14 protein-coding genes are annotated in these 22,583 nt (G+C 69.1%); 10 read left to right on the top strand and 4 right to left on the bottom strand.

The window, feature by feature from the left end:
* Positions 1 to 235 precede the first annotated feature (235 nt).
* Positions 236 to 1,069 (top strand): ZIP family metal transporter, encoded by an 834-nt coding sequence (locus DTS01S_RS04745; protein ID WP_016445804.1) that lies wholly within the window; start codon positions 236 to 238, stop codon positions 1,067 to 1,069.
* Positions 1,070 to 1,086: 17 nt separating this feature from the next.
* Here DTS01S_RS04745 and DTS01S_RS04750 read toward each other — a convergent pair whose 3' ends face one another.
* Entirely contained in the window at positions 1,087 to 1,749 is a 663-nt protein-coding gene (locus DTS01S_RS04750; protein WP_017405417.1) for a response regulator, read from the bottom strand.
* The gene (locus tag DTS01S_RS04755) at positions 1,746 to 3,158 is read right to left on the bottom strand and encodes a cache domain-containing protein (RefSeq protein ID WP_016445806.1); all 1,413 of its coding nucleotides are present in this window, start codon (positions 3,156 to 3,158) and stop codon (positions 1,746 to 1,748) included. Before DTS01S_RS04755 ends, DTS01S_RS04750 begins: the two co-directional genes overlap by 4 nt.
* 638 nt (positions 3,159 to 3,796) lie before the next feature.
* On the opposite strand from DTS01S_RS04755, the gene DTS01S_RS04760 reads away from it, so the two are divergent.
* Both DTS01S_RS04760 and DTS01S_RS04765 read left to right on the top strand, forming a co-directional pair.
* Positions 3,797 to 4,267, top strand: coding sequence for a Rid family detoxifying hydrolase (locus DTS01S_RS04760; protein WP_016445807.1), 471 nt, complete (start codon positions 3,797 to 3,799; stop codon positions 4,265 to 4,267).
* 27 nt (positions 4,268 to 4,294) lie between these two features.
* Complete coding sequence (locus DTS01S_RS04765) at positions 4,295 to 5,779, top strand: aminotransferase class V-fold PLP-dependent enzyme (protein ID WP_016445808.1); 1,485 nt, start codon at positions 4,295 to 4,297, stop codon at positions 5,777 to 5,779.
* Between the two features lie 172 nt (positions 5,780 to 5,951).
* Here the strand turns inward: DTS01S_RS04765 and DTS01S_RS04770 are convergent, their stop codons facing one another.
* Together DTS01S_RS04770 and DTS01S_RS04775 are read right to left on the bottom strand one after the other, a co-directional pair.
* Entirely contained in the window at positions 5,952 to 6,713 is a 762-nt protein-coding gene (locus DTS01S_RS04770; RefSeq protein ID WP_026062439.1) for a LytR/AlgR family response regulator transcription factor, read from the bottom strand.
* A complete protein-coding gene (locus DTS01S_RS04775; protein WP_026062438.1) occupies positions 6,694 to 7,848 on the bottom strand; it encodes a sensor histidine kinase in 1,155 nt (384 codons plus the stop codon). Before DTS01S_RS04775 ends, DTS01S_RS04770 begins: the two co-directional genes overlap by 20 nt.
* A gap of 211 nt (positions 7,849 to 8,059) precedes the next feature.
* On the opposite strand from DTS01S_RS04775, the gene argH reads away from it, so the two are divergent.
* The 7 genes from argH to DTS01S_RS04810 all read left to right on the top strand — a co-directional run bounded on the left by argH (position 8,060) and on the right by DTS01S_RS04810 (position 22,561).
* Positions 8,060 to 9,541 carry an argininosuccinate lyase gene (gene argH, locus DTS01S_RS04780; protein WP_016445811.1) on the top strand — a complete coding sequence of 494 codons (1,482 nt, stop codon included), beginning with the start codon at positions 8,060 to 8,062 and terminating at the stop codon, positions 9,539 to 9,541.
* 25 nt (positions 9,542 to 9,566) lie between these two features.
* Complete coding sequence (locus tag DTS01S_RS04785; RefSeq protein WP_017405630.1) at positions 9,567 to 10,565, top strand: Bug family tripartite tricarboxylate transporter substrate binding protein; 999 nt, start codon at positions 9,567 to 9,569, stop codon at positions 10,563 to 10,565.
* 450 nt (positions 10,566 to 11,015) lie between these two features.
* Positions 11,016 to 17,078 carry an alpha-2-macroglobulin family protein gene (locus tag DTS01S_RS04790; protein WP_026062437.1) on the top strand — a complete coding sequence of 2,021 codons (6,063 nt, stop codon included), beginning with the start codon at positions 11,016 to 11,018 and terminating at the stop codon, positions 17,076 to 17,078.
* Positions 17,079 to 17,167: 89 nt separating this feature from the next.
* Complete coding sequence (locus DTS01S_RS04795) at positions 17,168 to 17,695, top strand: DUF2867 domain-containing protein (protein ID WP_016445816.1); 528 nt, start codon at positions 17,168 to 17,170, stop codon at positions 17,693 to 17,695.
* Positions 17,696 to 17,901: 206 nt separating this feature from the next.
* Positions 17,902 to 19,989 carry a BCCT family transporter gene (locus tag DTS01S_RS04800; RefSeq protein ID WP_026062436.1) on the top strand — a complete coding sequence of 696 codons (2,088 nt, stop codon included), beginning with the start codon at positions 17,902 to 17,904 and terminating at the stop codon, positions 19,987 to 19,989.
* A gap of 95 nt (positions 19,990 to 20,084) precedes the next feature.
* On the top strand, positions 20,085 to 21,029 hold the full coding sequence (locus tag DTS01S_RS04805; RefSeq protein ID WP_061287404.1) for a helix-turn-helix domain-containing protein: 945 nt from the start codon (positions 20,085 to 20,087) through the stop codon (positions 21,027 to 21,029).
* A gap of 131 nt (positions 21,030 to 21,160) precedes the next feature.
* Positions 21,161 to 22,561 (top strand): amidase, encoded by a 1,401-nt coding sequence (locus tag DTS01S_RS04810; RefSeq protein ID WP_034396725.1) that lies wholly within the window; start codon positions 21,161 to 21,163, stop codon positions 22,559 to 22,561.
* Positions 22,562 to 22,583 lie beyond the last annotated feature (22 nt).

Below are 22,583 nucleotides of genomic sequence, written 5' to 3' on the forward strand. Positions count from 1 at the left end.
TTCCTCGGTGTCCCTGGTGTGAGGACGCGCCAGTTTTTAAGGTATTGCTGACTAGCTTTCAACTTTATTCGCGCAGGGGGGGCTTGACAGCTTCTGTAGGCTGAAACCGAGGGCGCCCGACACCGTGGCCTGCTTCCTTCATGGGATCGCAGGCCACGGCTGCGATGGGGCCGGTCTTTCTGCGAGAATTCGCGGGTTTCGCCTGCAAGGGCATACGGTTGAAGCACAAATCGCTATGACATTGGTAGCAATCATTCTGGCCACCCTGGCCGCCGGTATTGGCAGCGTCTGGGTGGCCGCGTTGTTGATGGGGCTGGGAGGCAACCGCTCGCCGGGCATGATGCCGCAGCGGCTGTTGAGCCTGGCGGCGGGCGCGCTGCTGGCCACGGCCTTCATGCACCTCTTGCCCGAAGCCTTCGAGAGCGAGGCCGGCGCGCACGACCTGTTCGTCACGCTGCTGGTGGGCCTGGTGTTCTTTTTCCTGCTGTCCAAGGCCGAGCTGTGGCACCACGGGCATGAGCACGGCGCGCCGCCGGCCCATGAGCACGATCACCACGAGCATCACGATCACCAGGGCCACGCCCATGACCATTCCCATGGCCACCATCATGGCCACCGCCACGGCGGCTGGGCGGTGCTGACCGGCGACAGCGTGCACTGCTTCGGCGATGGCGTGCTGATCGCCTCCGCCTTCATGGCCGACATGCGCCTGGGGCTGATCGCGGCGGTGTCGGTGCTGGCCCACGAGGTGCCACACCACATGGGTGACATCGTGGTGCTGCGCCAGTCCAGCTCCAACCGGCGCGTGGCCCTGATCAAGGTGTCCATGGCCGGGGCCGTGACCACGCTGGGCGGCATTGGCGGCTATTTCCTGGTCGGCCAGCTGCAGGAGCTGCTGCCGTACTTCCTGGCCGTGGCCTCCAGCAGCTTCATCTACGTGGCGCTGGCCGACCTGATTCCCCAGCTGCAAAAGCGCCTGAGCGCACGCGAGACCGTGGCCCAGGTGGGCTGGCTGATGCTGGGCATCGTGCTGGTCACCGTGGTCAGCCGCGCGGCGCACGCGCACTGAGCGGGCGGCGTTTCAGGCTATCCCGCACCGGCCTGCACGGGCGTGCTGCCCAGCAGGTCGGCATAGTCCACGGCGTACTTGATGAAGGCCGCATGGCCGTCGATGCGCAGCTTGCGGCGCAGGTGCAGCCGGTGGGTTTCCACGGTACGCACCGAGGTGCCCATCAGTGCCGCAATCTCCTTGTTGGAGCGGCCCTCCGAGATCCACTGCAGCACGCTGGCCTCGCGCGGCGTGAGGGCGCGCCGGGGGCCGGCACCGGCGCCGTCGTCCTCGACCACGGGCTGCAGGCCGGGGCTGAAGTACAGGCCGCCCGCGTAGACCCGGTCTATGGCCTCGATGAGCTGCTGCGCAGGCGCGTCCTTGAGCACATAGCCGCGCGCGCCCAGCGCCACGGCGCGGCGCACGTATTCGGGGTCCTCGTGCATGGACAGCACCAGCACGCGCACCAGGGGGAACTGATCGCGGAACAGCGCGGCCAGGTCGATGCCGCTGGCGCCCGGCATGCGGATGTCGGTCACCACCAGGTCGGGCGACAGCTCGCGCGCCAGCGGCAGGGCCTGGTCCATGCTGGCGGCCTCGCCCACGACACGGATATGGTCGGTGGCCTGCAGGCGCATGGACACGCCGTCGCGCACAAGAGGGTGGTCGTCCACCAGGAGGATGCGGATCATGGGGTTCATGCAGCGGCCTGTGGGAGTTCGAATTCCGGTGAGGGAGACAGCGGCATGCCGCCGCTGCGGTAGAGCACGGCGACCAGCCGGGTGCCCCGGGCGCCCGAGCTGATGCTCAGATGGCCGCCCAGGCCCTCGATGCGCTCGCGCATGTTGCGCAGGCCGATGCCGCCCTGGCGGTCGCGCTGCACGCGGCGCATGTCGAAGCCCTGGCCGTCGTCGCTGACCTGCAGCACCACGCGGCGGCGCTGAAAGTGCAGGCTGACGTCGATGCGCGTGGCCTGCGCATGGTTTTGCGCATTCGTCACGGCCTCCTGGGCCACGCGGAACAGGGCCGTGGCGTGGCTGGGCGGCAGAAAGCGGGTCTCGCCCCGGCAGCCGAACTGCATGCGCAGGCCGTCCTCGGCCTGCATCTGCTGGCTCATCAGTGCCAGGGCCGGGGCCAGGCCCAGGTCGTCCAGCAGGGCGGGGCGCAGGCCGTGGGAGACGCGCCGTATCTCCACCAGCGCGTGGTTGAGCTGCTCCAGTCCCTGGTCCACCATGCGCTGGGCCGTGGCCGGGTCCTGTGCGGCCAGGCGCCTGAGCTGGGCCTGGGCCGTCTCCAGCAGGAACTTGGACGAGACCAGCACCTGGACCACCCCGTCATGCAGGTCGCGCGCCACGCGCGTGCGTTCTTCCTCCTGCGAATGCACCACGCGCTGGGCCAGGCGCTGCAGCTTGGTGCTGGACACGCGGTGGTCGCTGAGATTGAACGCCAGCCCCGCCACGCCGATGAGCACGATGCACAGCGCCGCAATGCCGAAGATGCGCCAGCGCGTGGCCGCGATATTGGCCTGGGCGCTTTCGTCGATCTGGCGCAGCGCCTGCTCCACATCGTCCAGGTACAGGCCCGTGCCCAGCGACCAGCCCCATTCGGGGACCGTGGCCACGTAGGCGAGCTTGGCCTCGGTACGCAGCGAGGACGGCTTTTGCCATTGGTAGCGCACCAGGCCGCCGCCGCTGCGCGCGGCATCCAGGATGATCCTGGCGGGCCCTGCGCCGCCCGGGCTGTTGGGATCGCACAGGTCCACGCCCGACAGGCCCATCTGCCGCGCATCCAGCAGCACGTTGCCGTGTTCGTCGTAGACAAAGAAGTAACCGTCCTCGCCGAACTGCATGCGCGCCAGCGTATCCAGCGCCTGGCGCCGCTGCACGGATGGCTCCTCGCCGCTGGACTGGATGCGCGCCAGCGCCGTGGTCGCCAGCTGCACGTAGTGCCGCAGCTCGGTCTCCTTGCTGTGCAGGTAGGCGGTCTCGACCAGCTCTCGTTCCTGGCGGGCCAGCTCCAGTGTCTGGTGTTGCACGGTCACCGCGACCAGGCCCAGGGCCAGCGCGATGGCGGCAATCGACAGAAGCGCAAGTTTCAGCGGAAGTTGCATGGGAGCCTGTGTGGGGTGCACCGACGATCTTTTCCGCCCAGTGCACGGACCTTGTCAACAGGGCTTGCGCGCATGGCGCCGGGGCCCGGCAGCGGACCTTGAATGGCGGGCGTCGTATCTGCCAATGGCCTGTGCGCGCTGCATATCCACGCGCGCAGGAAAAGGAATTTGAATATCCCAAGGAAAATGCCATGGATAATATATTTCGCGCACGAAAGAATATCCCATTGACATAGGGAGTCCGATATGCATTTTCTTGGTGCGTTGTCCCCTTTTTGGGGTCTTGAATAATGGTTTTGCCGTATTGTGGTGCGCCGTCCCTCATCTGTCTGACATGCCTGGCTACGGTTGAGCAGATTCCGTGCCAAGCCGTTGTTTCAGAAGAGAGTTATCCTGCTGCGTAGCACTGCGCAAGCGGTCCTGCGTAGTGGTGCGTAGGGGAAAATTCATTATCGAATGCTCCAGATCCCTGCCTAGAATTTCTCCGTGAAATCACTGATTCGAATCATTTTGTGTCAATGATTCATGTCGCCTTCGATGACCCAATTAAATGGTGACGAAGTGTTTCCGGGGCGCCGTTGCAGTAATGCGCGGAACGGCAGTGGCAGTTTGTATTCTTGTTTCAGAAAGGCAATACCATGGATATTCGATCGAACCTGCGGCGCGTGGCGCTGGCATGCGGTGTGGCGGCGGCGGTAGCGACGCTGGCGGGCTGCGCCGCGCCCCACAAGCGCGAGGTGCTGTCCACCACGCAGATCTATCCGGCCATCGGCCCGTATTCGCAGATGGTGGCGCATGGCAACACGATCTACTTCTCGGGCGTGCTGCCGCTGAACGCGCAGGGCACGGCCATCCAGGGCACGACCATCGAGGAGCAGACGCGCGCCGTGCTGGACCACATCGGCGCCAAGCTCAAGTCCCAGGGACTGGGCTATGAGGATGTGCTGTCCACCTCGGTCTTCATGAAGGACCTCAACGAGTTCGCCGCCATGAACAAGGTCTATGGCGAGTACTTCAAGACCGGCGCCCCCGCTCGGGCCACGGTGGAGGTGGCGCGCCTGCCGCGCGATGTGAAGATCGAAATCTCGGCCATCGTCGGCCGCCGCTGACCGCTTGCGCAACGACAGGAGGACCGCATGAACGCACGACACCCCCAGATCGCGGCCGAGCAGGCCACATCCCTGACCGCCACTGCGGCCGCCGGCGAATCCGGCTATCCCGCGCGCTGGACTTCCAAGCGCCGCGACTTCCTGCGCATGCTGGGCTACGGCACCGGCGCAGCCACGCTGGGCCCACTGCTGGCTGCCTGCGGCAGCGGCAATGCCCAGACCTCGGCCGCTGCGCTGCGCGAGCAGCTCATGCGTGACGAGGCCTTCTGGACCGACGTGCAGAGCATGTTCATCCTCAAGCCCGAGAAGACCTATATGAACATCGGCACGGCGGGCTCCATGCCCAAGCTGGTGCTCGATGTGTTCGATACCGAAAACCGCAAGAAGGCCGCCGACTCGGGCAACGGCTACAGCAACCTGCTGGACCTGCGCAAGCAGGTGGCGCCGGGCTTTGGCGTGGATGCCGACGAGCTGGCCTTCTCGGCCAACACCTCCTCGGGCATGTGCCACGCCATCCTGGGCATCGACTGGCAGCGTGGCGACGTGGTGGTGACCACCAACCACGAGCACGGCGGCGGCGACACGCCGCTGAAGATCGCCCAGGACCGCTACGGCATCGAGGTCTCGCGCATTGCGCTGCCCGTGGGCAACAACCAGACGGCCGCCACCTACGTGAACCTGTTCGACGAGCGCATCCGCGCGCTCAAGGCCCAGGGCAAGCGCGTGCGCGCCATGATGTGGTCTTCTCCCACCTACAAGACCGGCACCATGCTGCCCATTGCCGACCTGATGGGCGTGGTCAAGGCGCACGGCCTGATCAGCATCGTGGACGGCGCCCACCTGCCGGGCATGATGGCCTACAACTATGCGGAGCTGGGCATGGACTTCATGTCGGGCGCGGGCCACAAGTGGCAGTGCGGCCCGGGCTCCACGGGCATCCTCATCATCCGCAACAAGATCCGCGCCTCCAACCCGCTGCCCCTGCCCAAGTGGTACCCGGTGCACACCAGCGCCTACCCGGCGCTGGAGCGCACGACCACGGCCAAGGAGACCTACGACATCGCCGCCTCGGTCACCTCCTGCGGCAGCGTGCACACGCCCATGTTCATGGCGCTGGCCCAGGCCTGCGCGCAGTGGGACAGCATCGGCCGCAAGAAAATCGAGACCTATGACCTGACGCTGTCGTCCTACCTCAAGGAAAAGATCGTCGAGCGCTGGGGCGTGGACTCGCTGTACTCGCCCAAGGACGATCCCAAGCTGCTGTCGGCGCTGACCTGCTTCAACCCGTTCCAGAACAAGGACGACGTGATGAACGGGACCAAGTCCTCGACCTTCGTGGCGCGCATGCTCAGCGACTATCCGCAGGGCTTCGTGATCCGCAACTCCAACTTCCCCGTGATCGGCGCGGCGGCAGACCACTACGGCGTGCGCGTGTCCACGCACCTGTGGCATGACGCGCGGGACATCGATCTGCTGGTGGATGCGATGTGGGATCTGTCTAGAAAAATGTAGCCCCTGAGGCGCTGCGCGCATTCCCCCCGAGGGGGACGACACCCTCGCTGCGGGGCGGCGCGGCCGGCATAGGCCCTTGCTCGGTGTCCCTCGCGTTGGGCCATGCTTGTGTTGGGGGCGTGCTTTCTGGCGCAGGGGGCTGTCTTGGGCCGGGCTCCTTGAGCCCTGCGCCTCAGCCGGGCTGTCCTTCGTCGCGGATGGCGGCGCGGACCTGGGGGAGCTGGCGGCGCGAGACCATGAGCAGTTCGGGGATGCCGTGCAGGCGCAGGGCCCAGCCTTCGCCTTCGGTGCGGTCGTCGTGGCGCTCCAGGCTGCGCAGGGCGCTGCGGGCCACCAGCGCGTTGCGGTGCACGCGCAGCAGGTGGTCGGCGTGGCGGGCCTCCAGGTCGGCCAGTGCACCGTCGAGGATGTAGCTGCGGCCCACGGTGCGCACGGTCACGTATTTCTGTTCGGCCTTGAGGTAGAGCACCTCCGACAGGGGCAGGCGCACGGTGGCGCCCCGGTCCTGTATCAGCAGCACGGGGCCGCTGTCGCGTTCGGCCGTCTGGTGCGCGGCCGTGCGCGCGGCCTTGGCCAGGGCCTGCTGCAGGCGTTCGCGGCGCACGGGCTTGGTCAGGTAGTCGGCAGCATCCAGGTCGAAGGCCTCGACCGCGTGGCCGGCATGGGCGGTGACGAAGACCACGGCAGGCGGCAGCGGCAGGCGGCGCAGCATATGGGCCAGGGCCAGGCCGTCCTGGCCGGGCATGTGGATGTCCAGCAGTGCCAGCTCCACGGGGCGCGGGCCCGGCGCCTGCAGCACGGCCATGGCCTGGCGGGCGTCCGCCGCCTCGCTGACCTGGTGCGGGCCGCTGCCCGTGCATGCCTGCACGTCGGCCAGCAGGGTGCGCAGCCGCGCGCGGGCCAGGGCTTCGTCGTCAACGATCAGGATGTGCATGGTGCTTCTTCTTCGATAAAGCCTTCGTGGGTTGGCTGGCAGGCGGTGCCAGCGGCAGGCTGATGCGCACCACGAAATGCCCGTTGAGCGTGCGCGCCGTGAGGTGGGCCTGCAGGTCGTGCAGCAGCGACAGCCGGGCGCGCACATTGGCCAGCGCAATGCCGTTGCCGCGCGTGCCGGCTGCGCTGGCGGAATCGATCTCGGAGGGCAGGGTGTTGGTGATGCGCACCTCCACCAGATCGCCACGGCGCTCGGTGCGCACCTGCAGCTTGCCGCCGCGTGCGCTGGGCTCCACGCCATGGCGTATGGCGTTTTCCACCAGCGGCTGCAGCAGCAGCGGCGGCAGCAGGGCGCCGTGGGCGGCAGGGTCCAGTTGCCAGCGCACCTGCAGCCGTTCGCCAAAGCGCACCTGCTCGATGGCCAGGTAGCGCTGGGCCAGCTCGATCTCCTCGGCCAGCGTGGTCGTGCTGTGCGGCTCGGCCAGCGCATAGCGGAACAGGTCGCTGAGGTCCTCCAGCAGGGCCTCGGCCTTGGCGGGCTCGGCGCGCACCAGGGCGATGGCGCTGTTGAGCGTGTTGAACAGGAAATGCGGGCGTATGCGCGACTGCAGCTCGGCCAGCCGCGCCTGCGTGTCGGCGGGTGCGTGGCCGCGTGCGCGCAGCACCAGGGCTGCGACCAGCAGGGCTGCCAACAGTCCGCCGGACACGGCGCTGGCCAGCCAGGGGGCGCTGGTGCCGCCGGCCAGGTGCAGCATGGCGCAGGCATACAGCCCGGCCGCCATGCCCAGCAGCACACCGGCCGCGTACTGGCCGGAGGCGGGCAGCCGCTGCAGCGGGTGCTTGAGCAGGCAGGCGGCCACCAGCCAGACCAGCGTGCCGGGCAGGCAGGCGCCGGTCAGCAGGGCCATGCCCTGCAGCCACTGCAGGGGCGAGTCGGCGCCGAACATCGAGGCCGTTGCCACCACGGCCTGCACAAACAGCACGGCGCGCAGCACCACGCCTACGTTGCAGGCGTCAAAGACCAGCGCCGCGGGCAGGGGCGGGGGGGCAGTGGTGGGGGTCGGCTGGGTCGGCAAGGGGCGGCAGGTAGTGTTTCGGCGGGTGGGGTTCGCGCCGCATGCCCGGATTATGGTCATGCCGGGCGGGCCTGCACAGCGGTCACACCGCCCATGCACACCCATGCACGCCCATGCAGGCCCGTGTAGGCCCGTGTAGGCCCGTGTAGGCCCCTGCACGGGCGTGGCGCCGCCCAGGTCGATAGAATCTTCGCTTCCTGCCTGCGCCGGGGGGCGATGCCGCCCGCCGCCTGCGCTGCCTGCACAGCCCCATCGAAGATCGCGTCCTCACATGTCTGCCAATCAACCAACGTCCGCCTCGCACAACCAGCTCGATACCAAGGCCCAGGCCTGGTCCGCTCTCTTCGAAGAGCCGATGAGCGATCTGGTCAAGCGCTATACCTCCAGCGTGTTCTTCGACAAGCGCCTGTGGCAGGCCGACATCACGGGCAGTTTGGCGCATGCCGAGATGCTGGCGGCCCAGGGCATCATCGCCGCCGCCGACCATGAAGCCATCCGCAAGGGCATGGCGCAGATCACGCAGGAAATCGAATCCGGCCAGTTCGAGTGGAAGCTCGACCTGGAAGACGTGCACCTGAACATCGAGGCCCGCCTGACCCAGCTGGTGGGCGACGCCGGCAAGCGCCTGCATACGGGCCGCAGCCGCAACGACCAGGTGGCCACCGACGTGCGCCTGTGGCTGCGCGGCGAGATCGACCTGATCGAAGGACTGCTGGGCGAGCTGCAGCTGTCCCTGGTCGAAGTGGCCGAGAAGAATGTGGACGTGATCCTGCCCGGCTTCACCCACCTGCAGGTGGCCCAGCCCGTGAGCTTTGCCCACCACCTGCTGGCCTATGTGGAAATGTTCAAGCGCGACGCCGAGCGCATGCTGGACCTGCGCCGCCGCGTCAACGTGCTGCCGCTGGGCAGCGCCGCCCTGGCCGGCACCACCTACCCGCTGGACCGCGAGCGCGTGGCCCGCACCCTGGGCATGGAAGGCGTCTGCCAGAACTCGCTGGACGGCGTCAGCGACCGCGACTTCGCCATCGAATTCACCTCGGCCGCCAGCCTGTGCATGGTGCACGTGAGCCGCCTGTCCGAAGAGCTGATCATCTGGATGAGCCAGAACTTCGGCTTCATCCGCATCGCCGACCGCTTCACCACCGGCTCGTCGATCATGCCGCAGAAGAAGAACCCCGACGTGCCCGAACTGGCACGCGGCAAGACCGGCCGCGTGGTCGGCCACCTGATGGGCCTGATCACCCTGATGAAGGGCCAGCCCCTGGCCTACAACAAGGACAACCAGGAAGACAAGGAGCCGCTGTTCGACACGGTGGACACCCTGAAGGACACGCTGCGCATCTTCGCCGAGATGATCGGCGGCCAGGCCGACCCGGCCACGGGCGGCAAGAAGGGCGGCATCACCGTCAACGCCGAAGCCATGCGCGCCGCCGCGCTCAAGGGCTACGCCACCGCCACCGACCTGGCCGACTACCTGGTCAAGAAGGGCCTGCCCTTCCGCGACGCGCACGAGACCGTGGCCCATGCCGTCAAGCTGGCCTCGCAAAAGGGCGTGGACCTGACCGAGCTGCCGCTGGCCGAACTGCAGGCCTTCAATCCCGGCATCGAGGCCGATGTCTTCGAGGCACTCAGCCTGGAAGGCTCGCTCAATGCGCGCAACACCCTGGGCGGCACGGCGCCGGCCCAGGTGCGCAAGCAGCTGGCAGGCCACCAGGCGCGCTTGAATGCACGCCTGAACGCGCGCCTGGGCTGATCCCCCCGTTCGCCGGAGCCACGCCATGACATCCTCCCGCCGCCAACTGCTGACGGGGGCGCTGCGCGCCGCCGGCGCAGTGACCGCCGTTGCCGCCTCGTCCGCCCTGGCTCCGCTGGCCTGGGCCCAGCCGGGGCAGGCCATTCGCGTCCTCGTGGGCTTTCCGCCGGGCGGCGGCACCGATGCCATCGCACGCCTGCTGGCCGACCGTCTCAAGGACGTGCTGGGCACCACGGTGCTGGTGGACAACCGCCCCGGCGCGGGCGGCCAGATCGCGGCGCAGCAGCTCAAGGCGGCTGCGGCCGATGGCCACACGCTGTTCCTCACGCATGACCACACCATCTCCATCCTGCCCCAGGTGGTGAAGAAGCCGGGCTTCGACCCGGCCCATGACTTCGTTCCCGTGGCCGGCTTTGCCACCTTCGTGAACGCGCTGGCGGTCTCCGCCAACACGCCGGCGCGCAACCTCGCCGAGTATGTGGAGTGGGTGCGCCAGGGCGCAAAGCGCGGCAGCATCGGCATACCCGCGCCCGCGTCCACGCCGGAATTCCTGGTCAGGCTGCTGGGCGAGCACTACAGGCTGGACCTGGTGGCCGCGCCCTACCGGGGCAGCGCGCCCATGCTGGCCGACATGCTGGGCAACCAGATCCCGGCCGGCATCGCCTCGGTGCAGGACTTCATGGAAAACCACAAGGCCGGCAAGCTGCGCGTGATCGGCGTGCTGGGCACGCGCCGCCAGGCCACCATGCCCGAAGTGCCCACGCTGGCCGAGCAGGGCGTCAAGGGCTTCGAGGACACGCCCTACTACGGCATCTACGCGCCGCGCGGCACGCCCCAGGCCTTCATCGACCGCTTCTCCGCCGCCGTGGCCACCGTGCTCAAGCAGCCCGATGTGCACGAGCAGCTCACCGCCCTGGGCCTGACCGTGGGCCACATGCCGCCCGCGCAACTGGCCGAGCGCGAGCAGGCCTATACCCAGGTCTGGAAACGCATCATCCAGACCAGCGGCTTCCAGCCGCAGTAAGACAGGCGGACTGCGGGGCGACAGCCTCCGCGGCCGGCAGGCGCTGTGAACCGGCAAGCGCTGTGTCTTGGTGCTGCCATCGCCGGGGTTGGCAGCGCGGCGTGTGGCGCGAATCCTTGTGATCAGACATATATGACGCCCTTGTGCGCCGATGTCTTACAGATGGATACACCGCAGACCCGGTTCCGGGCACCTGCAGCAGGGCCTGCAGCGGATGCGGCCCGGTATCATCCCGCGCAGTGGTTTTCAGCCGCAGCGGATGCGGCCCTGCATTCGGCGCATGCGGGCGGCGGGCATCTGCCTCGTTGCAGCCCTTGCCGCCGAGCCCTGCCGCAGCGCAGGGCTTTTCATTTGCAGCCTGTGCATCGTGCACGGCGCGCGCCGCAGCGCTGAAAGCCTGCTCATTCCAAGAAAACACCGGGCCATCTGAGCCCGACAGAAGGGATTGCCATGGGGGTGCTTCGCACGACAGCGATCAAGGGGTTCCAGAGTCCGCCGGCGCACGGCCGGGCCTGGGGCCGGTGGGGTTTGGGCCTGCTGCTGGGATCGGCGGCGCTGGCGGCGCAGGCCGTGGGCGTGCGCCAGTTCAGCCCGCAGGGAGAGGTGGCCAAGGTCGAGCAGGTGGTGGTGCAGTTCGATGGCACGGCCGTGCGCTTTGGCGACCCCAAGGCCGCCGCGCCGGTCACGCTCAGCTGCAGCGATGCGGCGGCCACCCAGGGCACGGGCCGCTGGAACAGCGACCGCGAATGGGTGTTCGACTTCAAGCAGGCCCTGCCGCCCGGCGTGCGCTGCACGGCCCAGCTCGTGGCCGGTTACAAGTCGCCTGCGGGCACGGCCGTGACGGGCGCTGCCAGCTACCAGTTCCAGACCGGCGGCCCGGCCGTGCTGGACATGGCACCCGACACCTATGAACAGATCGACGAGGAGCAGTACTTCGCGCTGCGCCTGTCGGGCCCGGCCACCGTGCAAAGCCTGCAGCAGCACATGTGGTGCACGGCCGAAGGCGTGGGCGAGCGCATTCCCGTGCGCCTGATCGAAGGCAAGGAGCGCGACGAGCTGCTCAAGCACCGCGGCTGGGACAAGGCCGCTGCCAAGAACCCGCTGCAGTACGCCACGCTGGCCTGCAACCGCCGCCTGACGGCGGGCACGACCATGAAGCTGGTCTTCGGCGCCGGCATTGCCACGCCCAACGGCGTGGCCAGCCGCCAGGACAAGCGCTTCGAGTACCGCGTGCGCGAGCCCTTCGCCGCCGAGTTCAGCTGCGAGCGCGAGAACGCCCAGGCCGCCTGCCTGCCGATCCGTCCCATGCGCCTGCGCTTCAATGCCCCCGTGCCGCGCAAGCTGGCCGAGGGCATCCGCCTGAGCAGCGGCGCCTCCAAGGTGGCGCCCGTGATCGACAGCGAATACGGCGAAAAGCTCAGCGAGGATTCGCTGGTGCAGAACCTGAGCTTCCCGGCCACCATGCAGGCCCAGGCGCGCTACACGGTGGAGCTGCCTCCGCAGTTCAAGGACGCGGCAGGCCGCAGCCTGAGCAATGCCGACATGTTCCCGCTGCAGGTGGCCACGGGCGCGCTGCCGCCGCTGGCCAAGTTCGCGGCCTCGCCCTTCGGCATCGTCGAGCGCTACGCCGAAGGCCCGGACGGCCCGGCCCTGCTGCCCGTGACGCTGCGCAATGTGGAGTCCGAGCTGGCCACCAGGTCCCTGGATGCCAGCCGCGTGAGCACCAAGCAGCCCGGCAGCGATGCCGAGATCATCGCCTGGATGCGCCGCGTGGCCGACTACGAGTCCTCCGACATGGACCGCAAGCGCGCCTCGCGCGACATCAAGGGCCCGCTGCCGCCCGTGATCGACAACGAAAACCGCGACTATGTGCAGACGCGCATGCTGTCGCTGCTGGCCGGCCAGGGCGACGTCAAGACGCTGGAGCTGCCCAAGCCCGTCAAGGGCGATCCGCGCCCCTTCGAGGTGGTGGGCATTCCGCTCACGCCGGGCTTTCACGTGGTCGAGATCGCCTCGCCGCTGCTGGGGCAGTCGCTGCTCGATGAGCGCTACGGCTCGGCGCGCAGCATGTATGTGCGCACCTCGGCCCTGGTGACCAACCTGTCCGTGCACTTCAAGCTCGGCCGCGAGAACGCGGCCGCCTGGGTCACCACGCTGGACAAGGGCCAGGCCGTGGCCAATGCCAGGGTCCAGGTCTCCGACTGCAATGGCAAGGTGCTGACCTCGGCCACCACCGATGCCAGCGGCGTGGCGCGCCTGGACGGCCTGTCGCCCGAGCCGCCCCAGTGCACGGGCGGTGTCGGCTACCGCTCGCCGGCCTACTTCGTCAGCGCGCGCGCCCAGGGCAAGGACGGCCAGCAGGAGCTGGCCTTCACCTGGAGCGACTGGCAGCGCGGCATCGAGTCCTGGCGCTTCAACGTGCCCACCAGCCGCAGCGCCCAGCGCGACGAAGTGGCCCACACCATCTTCGACCGCACGCTGCTGCGCGCCGGCGAGACCGTGTCCATGAAGCACCTGATGCGCACCCAGACCGGCATCGGCCAGGGGCAGGGCGGCTTTGCGCTGCCCGAGCAGCGGCCCACGCAACTGGTCATCACCCATGAAGGCAGCGGCCAGCAGTACACGCAGCCGCTGCAGTGGCGTTCCACGGGCACCGGCGGCCTGAGTGCGGAAAACAGCTTCTCCGTGCCCAAGGGCGCCAAGCTGGGTTCGTACTCCGTGGAGCTGCGCGGCGAGGGCAACGGCTCGCGCGGGCGCAACAACCGCTTTGGCACGGGCAGCTTCCGTGTCGAGGAATTCCGCCTGCCCGTGCTCGAAGGCCGCGTGGGCCCCGAGGGCAAGCAGGCCCTGGTCGGCGTCTCCAGCCTGCCGGTGCAGGTGCAGGTGAACTACGTCTCCGGCGGCCCGGCCGCCAATTTGCCGGTGCGCGTGTCCGCCCTGGTGCGCTCCACCTGGATGGACCGCAGCGACTGGCAGGGCTTCAGCTTCTCGGCACCGCGAAGCGCCCAGGACACGGGCCAGAGCGATGACGAGGAGGCCACGGCCGCCCAGGACAGCAAGGTGGTGGCCGACAAGCTGCCCGTGACGCTGGACCGTGAAGGACTGGGCAAGCTCAAGATCGAGAACCTGCCCAAGCTGCGCGAGCCGCGCGAACTGCTGATCGAGGCCACCTATGCCGACCCCAATGGCGAGGTGCAGACCCTGCGCAGCACGCAGATGCTGTGGCCCGCGGCCATCGTGGCCGGCGTGCGCGCCGAAAGCTGGATCACCACGGGCCGCAAGCTGCAGTTCCAGGCGCTGGCCCTGGGCGTGGACGGCAAGCCCCAGGCCGGCGTGCCGGTCAAGGTGGAGGCCATCTCCCGCGTCACCACCAGCAGCCGCAAGCGCCTGGTGGGGGGCTTTTACAGCTACGACAACCAGACCGCGCTCCAATCCATGGGCACGGTGTGCACGGGCAACAGCGATGCCCAGGGCATGGTGCAGTGCGAGGCCCAGCTGTCGCAGCCCGGCGAGGTCGAGCTGATCGTCACCGCCTCCGACAAGGACGGCCGGCCCGCCCAGGCCGCCTCCAGCGTCTGGGTCACGCGCCAGGGCGAACTGTGGTTCGGCGGCGAGGACCATGACCGCATGGACGTGCTGCCCGAAAAGCGCAGCTACGAGCCCGGCGAGACCGCGCGCTTTCAGGTGCGCATGCCCTTCCGCTATGCGACGGCCCTGGTCGCCGTGGAGCGCGAAGGCATCGTCAGCACCCAGGTCATGCAGCTCAATGGCCAGAACCCCACCGTGGAGCTGAAGGTCCAGCCCGACTGGGGGCCCAACGTCTACGTGAGCGTGCTGGCCCTGCGCGGGCGGCTGCGCGAGGTGCCCTGGTACAGCTTCTTCACCTGGGGCTTCAAGGCGCCGCGCGAGTGGTGGAATGCCTTCTGGCACGAGGGCAAGGAATACATCGCGCCCACGGCCCTGGTCGATCTGTCCAAGCCCGCCTACCGCCTGGGCATGGCCGAGATCCGCGTGGGCACCAAGGCCCATCGCATCGACGTCAAGGTCACGGCCGACCAGGCCAGCTACCAGGTGCGCGGCACCGCCAAGGTCACCATCAGCGCCACGCTGCCCGACGGCAAGCCCGCCGCTGGCGCCGAGGTGGCGCTGGCGGTCGTGGACCAGGCCCTGCTGGAACTCATGCCCAACACCAGCTGGCAACTGGCCGACGCCATGCTGCGCCGCCGCGAGTGGGGCGTGCAGACCTCGACCGCGCAGATGGAGGTGATCGGCAGGCGCCACTACGGCCGCAAGGCCGTGGCCGCTGGCGGCGGCGGTGGCCGCAGCCAGACGCGCGAGCTGTTCGAGACGCTGCTGCTGTGGAATCCGAGCGTGGTGCTCGATGCCCAGGGCAAGGCCCAGGTCAGCGTGCCGCTCAACGACTCGCTGACCACCTTCCAGGTGGTGGCGGTGGCCGACCATGGCGTGTCGATGTTCGGCACGGGCCAGGCGCCCATCCGCACGGCCCAGGACCTGCAGATCATCAGCGGCCTGCCGCCGCTGGTGCGCGAGGAGGACCAGTTCCGTGCCATGGTCACGCTGCGCAACACCTCGGCCAAGGCCATGAAGGTGCAGGTCACGCCGCGCGCCACGCTGCTGGAGCTGGCAGCGCAGACCGTGGAGATTCCCGCGGGCGAGGCGCGCGAGGTGGGCTGGAACGTCACCGCCCCGGCCCAGCTGGGCCAGACCCGCGCCGAGTCGCTGATCTGGGAGATCGAGGCCCGTGACACTGCGGGTGGCGACAAGCCCGCCAGCGACAGGCTGAAAGTCAGCCAGCGCATCATCCCGGCCGTGCCGCTGACGGTACAGCAGGGCACGCTGATGCAGGTCGATGGCAGCATCAACCTGCCCGTGCAGCTGCCGGCCGACGCGCTGGCCGGCCGCGGCGGCCTGCGCATGTCGCTGGCGCCCAAGCTGGCCGAAGGCCTGCCGGGCGTGCGCGACTGGTGGGCGCGCTATCCCTACAGCTGCCTGGAGCAGGTCACCAGCAAGGCCGTGGGCATGAGTGACGCCACGCTGTGGCAGTCCACCATGGGCCAGCTGCCCAGCTACCTGGACAGCGACGGCCTGGCCAGCTACTTCCCGCTGGCCGGCGACGGCTCGGGCCGTGCGGCCCGCGGCAGCGATACGCTGACGGCCCACCTGCTCAACCTCTCGGCACTGGCGCAGGGCGTGGACAAGCGCTTCGTGCTGCCGGCGGCCGAGCGCGAGCGCATGGAAAACGGCCTGATCGCCTTCGTCGAAGGCCGCATCCAGCGCAGCTTCTGGAGCCCGCGCAAGGACCTGGACATGCGCAAGCTGGCCGCCATCCAGGCGCTGGCGCTGACGGGCCGCGCCAATCCGCGCATGCTCGACAGCATCACCATCGCGCCCAACGACTGGCCCACGCATGCCGTCATCGACTGGGTGGCCCTGCTCAAGCACATGCGCGAGCTGCCCCAGCGCGAACAGCAGCTGGCCCAGGCCCAGCAGATCCTGCGCGCCCGCCTGAGCTACCAGGGCACGCGCGTGGCCTTCAGCAACGAGCAGGACGACCAGTGGTGGTGGCTGATGCAGGGCCCCGAGGTCAACCTGGCCCGCCTGATGCTGATCAACATGGACGACCCGACGTGGAAGGAAGAGCTGCCGCGCCTGGCCAACGGCTTCATCTCGCGCCAGAGCAACGGTGCCTGGGGCACGACCACGGCCAACCTGTGGGGGGCGCTGGCACTGCAGCGCTTCTCGCAGCAGTTCGAGGCCACGCCCGTGACGGGCGCCACCCAGGCGGCTTTGGGCGCGTCCCAGGCCCGCGTGGAGTGGAGCCAGGTCACGCGCATGCGCGCCAGCGACACCGAGGGCGCGGCGCACCAGGCGTCCAGCTTCGGCGCGACCACGGTGGTCGGCGGCCTGCGCAACAACACCATGTTCCTGCCCTGGAGCGCGGTGGGCGAGGCCCGCAAGGGCCAGCTGACGGTGACCCAGCAGGGCACGGGCAAGCCCTGGCTCACGCTGCAGTCTGTGGCGGCCGTGCAGTTGAAGGCGCCGTTCAGCGCCGGCTACACCGTCACGCGCACGGTCAAGCCCGTGGAGCAGGCCGACAAGAGCCTGCCCGCAGGCCAGTACTCGCGCGGCGACGTGCTGCGCGTCACGCTGGAGGTGCAGGCCCGCACCGACATGACCTGGGTGGCCATCACCGACCCCGTGCCCACGGGCGCCACCATCCTGGGCGGCGGTCTGGGGCGCGACTCGGAGATCGCCTCCGGCGGCGAGCGCGCAGAAGGCGCGGGCTGGCTGGCTTATGAAGAGCGCAGCTTCGAGGCCTACCGCGCCTACTACCAGTACCTGCCCAAGGGCAATACGCGCGTGGAGTACACCGTGCGGCTGAACAATGCCGGCGACTTCGCGCTGCCGCCCACACGGGTGGAGGCACTGTATGCGCCCGAGATGTTCGGCGAGGTTCCCAACGCCCGCATCAAGGTGGGCGACAAGCGCTGATGCAGCGTTGATGGCGCCCTGACAAGGGGGCGGCCCTGCGGCCTATGATGGCTGCAGGACCGCCCCCTTTTTTCATCACCCTCCGCTCCATGGCACAAGTCATCCTCTCCCCGGTTCCCGCGGGCAGCGCCCTGCAGGACCGCCTCAAGACCGCCTATTTCCACGACAGCTACCAGCTGCAATTGCCGGACGACGGCAGCAGCCCCATGGCGCTGTACCTGCGCTGCGTGGGCCGCACGCCGGGCTGGATCGACTTTCTGATGCGCCTGCGCAACCGCGTGGTGGCGCCCTTCGGCATCAAGGACCTGGGCACGCTCAGCGGCGTCGATGCGCAGCGCCAGCCATCGAGCTACCGCGTAGGCGACCGCGCCGGCATCTTCCGCATCCATGCGCTGAGCGATGGCGAGGTGGTGCTGGGCGACAGCGACCGGCACCTGGACGTGCAGGTCTCCCTCATGCGGCTGCCCGGCCCCGAGGGCGCGCCGTCCGCCACCTTCACCGCCGCCATGTCCACCGTGGTCCATGTGCACAATGCCCTGGGCCGTATCTACATGCTGGGCGTGGCGCCGGCGCACCGCGTCATCGCCCCGGCCGTGGTGGCCAGGCTGGCCGGCTGACCTGGCCTGAAGGCATCACGTCAGCAAAACGGAAGCCTTCAGGGCCTGCGTCCGACGCGGGCAGACGCGAAGAGTCACGATACTTGCGGCCTTTGCCCGGCGGACATACCCCGAGCAGGGAACGCGGCCCGCCCCACAAGGGCAAGGCCGCCACCATTGCGAATCGGTTCCCGGGCACACCATTGATCACAAGAGAGAGAGGGTCTATGCCAGACATGAACACCGATCCCCGCACGGCGCCACCGGCGGCTCCGCCACCGGATGCGCCGCAGGCGGCCACGCCATCGCCTGCAGAGCCTGCACCGCGCATCACGTTCTCGGGCCCCGTCGTCATTCCTTCCCTGCTGGTGCTGGGCCTGCTGCTGCTGTACTGCGGCTTCATGCCCGACAGCGCCGACCGGCTGTTCTCCAGCGCCCAGGCCTGGGTGGTGGGGCACATGGACTGGTTCTATGCCGTCTCGGTCACGCTGTTCCTGGTCTTTCTGATCTTCGTCGCGTCCAGCCGCTTCGGCGACATCCGCCTGGGTCCCGATGATGCGGAGCCCGAGTTCAGCTTCATCTCCTGGACCGCCATGCTGTTCGCCGCCGGCATGGGCATCGGCCTGATGTACTTCGGCGTGGGCGAGCCGCTGCAGCATTTCCTCAAGCCGCCCACGGCCGTGCCTTCCACGCCGGCCGCCGCGCGCGAGGCCCTGCAGTCCACCTTCTTCCACTGGGGCTTCCATGCCTGGGCCGTCTACGGGACCATGGGCCTGGTGCTGGCCTACTTCGGCTTTCGCTACAACCTGCCGCTGACCATGCGCTCGGGCCTGTACCCGCTGCTGGGCAAGCGCATCAACGGCCCCATCGGCCACAGCGTGGATGCCTTCGCGCTGGTGGGCACCATCGCGGGTATCGCCACCACGCTGGGCTACGGCGCGCTGCAGCTGGCCGCCGGCCTGCACACCCTCACGGGCTGGGACACCTCTGCGGCGGCTTTCCGCATCGCGGTCATCGTCATCGTGGTCTGCCTAGCCGGGCTGTCGGCCGTCTCGGGCCTGGACAAAGGGGTGCGGCGCCTGAGCGAGTTCAACCTCATGCTGGCCTTCATCCTGCTGGCCTTCGTCATCGTCGCCGGGCCCACGGTCTTCCTGTTCGAGGCGCTGAGCGAGAACATCGGCAACTACGTGTCTGGCCTGGTGCAGCTGTCGTTCCGCACCTTTGCCTACGAGCCGCCCAGCCAGGAAGGCTGGTTCGGCGGCTGGACCATCCTCTACTGGGCCTGGTGGATCTCCTGGTCGCCCTTCGTGGGCATGTTCATCGCGCGCATCTCGCGCGGGCGCACCATCCGCCAGTTCGTGACCGGCGTGCTGCTGGTGCCCACGGCCTTCAACCTGCTGTGGATGACGGCCTTCGGCAACAGCGCCATCTGGATAGACACCCACGTGGCCATGGGCGCGTTGGGGCAGACGGCCTCGAACGTGGATGCGCTGCTGTTCCGCTTCTTCGAGTACCTGCCCTGGTTCAAGCCCGTGGCCTGGCTCACCATCGTGCTCATCGCGGTGTTCTTCGTCACCTCGGCGGACTCCGGGGCCTTCGTGGTGGACAACATCGCCTCGCGCGGCCATGCGCGTTCGCCGGTCTGGCAGCGGCTGTTCTGGGCTGCCGTGCTGGGTGCGACGGCCATGGTGCTGATGCTGGCCGGCGGCCTCAAGGCGCTGCAGGCCATGACCCTGGTGGCGGCCCTGCCGGTGGCCGTCATCATGCTGGCGCTGTGCTACGGGCTGTGGCGCGGCCTGCTGGCCGACCGCGCGCACTTCTCGCCCGACCTGGCTCCGGCCACCAGCTTCTGGAGCGGCCAGCACTGGCGCAAGCGCCTGGAGCAGATCGTGCACCAGCCCTCGCGCGCCGATGTGCGCAGGTTCCTGGCCGGCGTGGTGCTGCCCGCCATGAACGAGGTGGCAGCCGAAATGCACAAGCGCGGCGTCGAGGCGGTGGTCACCGAGGACCTGGACGGCGAGGGCGCCGTGCGCCTGACCGTGCCCGATCCCTCGCTGCGCGACTTCGTCTACGGCGTGCGCGCCACGCGCCGCACGGTGCCCACCTTCCTGGTGAGCGAGGCGGCCAACGAGCAGGAGCGCCGCCATGTCTACGAGCCCATCACGTTCTTCGAGGACGGACGCCTGGGCCACGACATCCAGTACCTGCGCAGCGAGGAAGTCATCGCCGACATCCTGCGCCACTACGAGCGCTACCTGTCGCTGAGCGCCGACCAGCGCACGCATCTGCTGAACCGGGCGCCGGGCCACAGCTGAGCCGTGCCTGGCAGCGCCGCCGTCGCGGCACCCCGGGCCTTTGGGTAAACACCGGGGTGCCAGCCGGCGGCCGCCTGCGGATACTGGGCGCTGCCATGCAGCTCGAATACTCCACCCATTCGCAGGAGCCACGCCATCGTTTCGACTACTGGCACGAGGTGGTCTGCCGCCACTGCATCCCGGCCGACAGCCACCGCGCGCAGGGGGATGGTGCCGGTCCCGGCGGCTTCGGGGCCACGCTGTCCGTGCGGTCCCTGGGACTGCTGGAGATCAGTGCCATGTCGGCGCCCAGCCACCGCTGGGTGCGCAACGCAGCCCACCTGCGCCTGCATGCCCGCGACGAGCTGTGGCTGGGCTATCTGCTCCAGGGCCAGGCCGAGGTGCGCCAGGGCGGGCAAGTGGCCCGGCTGAGTGGGGGCAATCTGGTGCTTTATGACGCTGCGCAGCCTTTCGAATTCTCGGTGGCGCCCCGCGATATCCTGCTGATGCGCATTCCGCGCAGCGAATTGTTGAATCGATTTGCCCGTGCACCCTTGCACGCGGGACGGGCGCTGCATGGCCATGCCCCGGCCGTGGCGCCGCTGCGGGCCATGCTCGGCGAGGCCATGGCCATGCCGCCTGCGCCGCACGGTGATGCCTTGGCGCAGCGCTTTGGCATGGCGCTGCTCGACGTGCTGGCCCTGGCGCTGGAGATGCAGGAAATGGCCGTGCAGCCCCGCGCGGAAAGGGACCTGCATGGCCGCATCCAGGCGTTCATCCAGGACAACCTGGGCTCGCCCGAGCTGTCGCTGCAATGGCTGGCGCAGCAGCACAACGTCTCGCCCCGTACCGTGACGCGGGCCTTTGCGCGGCACAACCAGACGCCCATGGGCCTGGTATGGCAGCTGCGGTTGCAGGCCAGCCGCCAGGCCCTGATGCAGGGGCGCTGCTCCAGCGTGACCGAGGCGGCCTTCGCGCATGGGTTCTCCGATGCGGCGCACTTCAGCCGAGCCTTTCGCAAGGCGTTCGGCTGCACGCCCCGCAGCCTGCTGGCCGCCTGAGCAAGGTCGCTGACCCTCCCGAACAAGCGTGGGTGCCGCCGGCTCCCTAGCATGGGGCTGCCGCGCGTCCCGTGCGGCTTTTCCAGTGCAACAACGGTGGCGCCCCGGAGCCGGGCGCCGGGAGACATGCCATGAACGACAGCGAACTGCACCATCTCGAACTGCTGGAGGTGGGGCGCGAGATCCAGTCCCGCCGCATTTCGTCGGAAGAGGTGACCCGCCACATGCTGGCGCGCATCGAGGCCGTGGACGCGCGGCTGCACAGCTACGTGACGGTGATGGCGCAGCAGGCGCTGGAGGACGCCCGCCGCGCCGACGCCGAGATCGCGCAGGGCCGCCGCCGCGGTGCGCTGCACGGCGTGCCGCTGGCGCTCAAGGACCTGCTGTGGACCCGGGGCGTCCCCACCACGCATGGAATGACGCTGCACCGCGACCATCGCCCCACGGAAGATGCCACCGTGGTGCGCAGGCTGCGCGAGGCCGGCGCCGTCATCCTGGGCAAGCTGCAGCAGACCGAAGGCGCCTTCGCCGACCACCATCCCGAGATCACTGCCCCCGTCAACCCCTGGGGCGCCCAGCTATGGCCCGGGGCCTCGTCCAGCGGCTCGGGCGTGGCCACGGCGGCGGGGCTGTGCTTCGGATCGCTGGGCACGGACACCGGGGGCTCCATCCGCTTTCCATCGGCCGCCAACGGCATCACGGGGCTCAAGCCCACCTGGGGCAGGGTGAGCCGCCACGGCGCCTTCGAACTGGCCGCGTCCCTGGACCACATAGGCCCGATGGCGCGCAGTGCCGCCGATGCCGCAGCCATGCTCGCGGCCATCGCCGGGGCGGACCCGCTGGACCCTACGGCCAGCCAGTGCAGCGTGCCCGACTATCTGGCCATGATGACGCGCGGATTCTCCGGCCTGCGCCTGGGCATGGACCGGCAATGGGCACTGGACGGCGTGGATGCCCCCTCCCGCCAGGCGGTGGAGCAGGCCCTGGCGGTGGCGCAGCGCCTGGGTGCCAGCGTGCAGGAGGTCCGCTTTCCCGATGCCACCCAGGCGGTGGAGGACTGGCCGGCGCTGTGCGCGGTGGAGACCGCCGTGGCGCACGGCGCCACGTTCCCTGCACGGCGCGAGGCCTATGGCCCCGGGCTCGCCGGGCTGATCGACCTGGGGCTGGGCCTGTCCGCCACCGACTACCAGCGGCTGCTGCTGCGCCGCGCGGACTTCACGGGCCGGGTACGCGCACTCTTCGCGCAGGTGGACCTGCTGCTGGTCCCCGCCACGGCCTTTGCGGCCCCCACGCTGCAGCGCATGGCGCATTTCGGCTCCGATGCCGAGCTGTTCTCGGGCATGCTGCGCTACACCTGCCCGTTCGACCTGACGGGCAGCCCCACGATCACGCTGCCCGGCGGACGCACTCCCGAGGGCGCGCCCGTGGCCTTCCAGTTCGTGGCCCCCGACTTCCGCGAAGACCTGCTGGTGCGCGCGGGCTGGGCGTTCCAGCAGGCCACGGACTGGCACAGACGGCACCCTGCTGCCTGAGCTGCCTGAGCTGCCTGAGCTG

Origin of the sequence: Delftia tsuruhatensis NBRC 16741, from assembly GCF_001571325.1 — a bacterium.
GTDB lineage: Bacteria > Pseudomonadota > Gammaproteobacteria > Burkholderiales > Burkholderiaceae_C > Comamonas > Comamonas tsuruhatensis.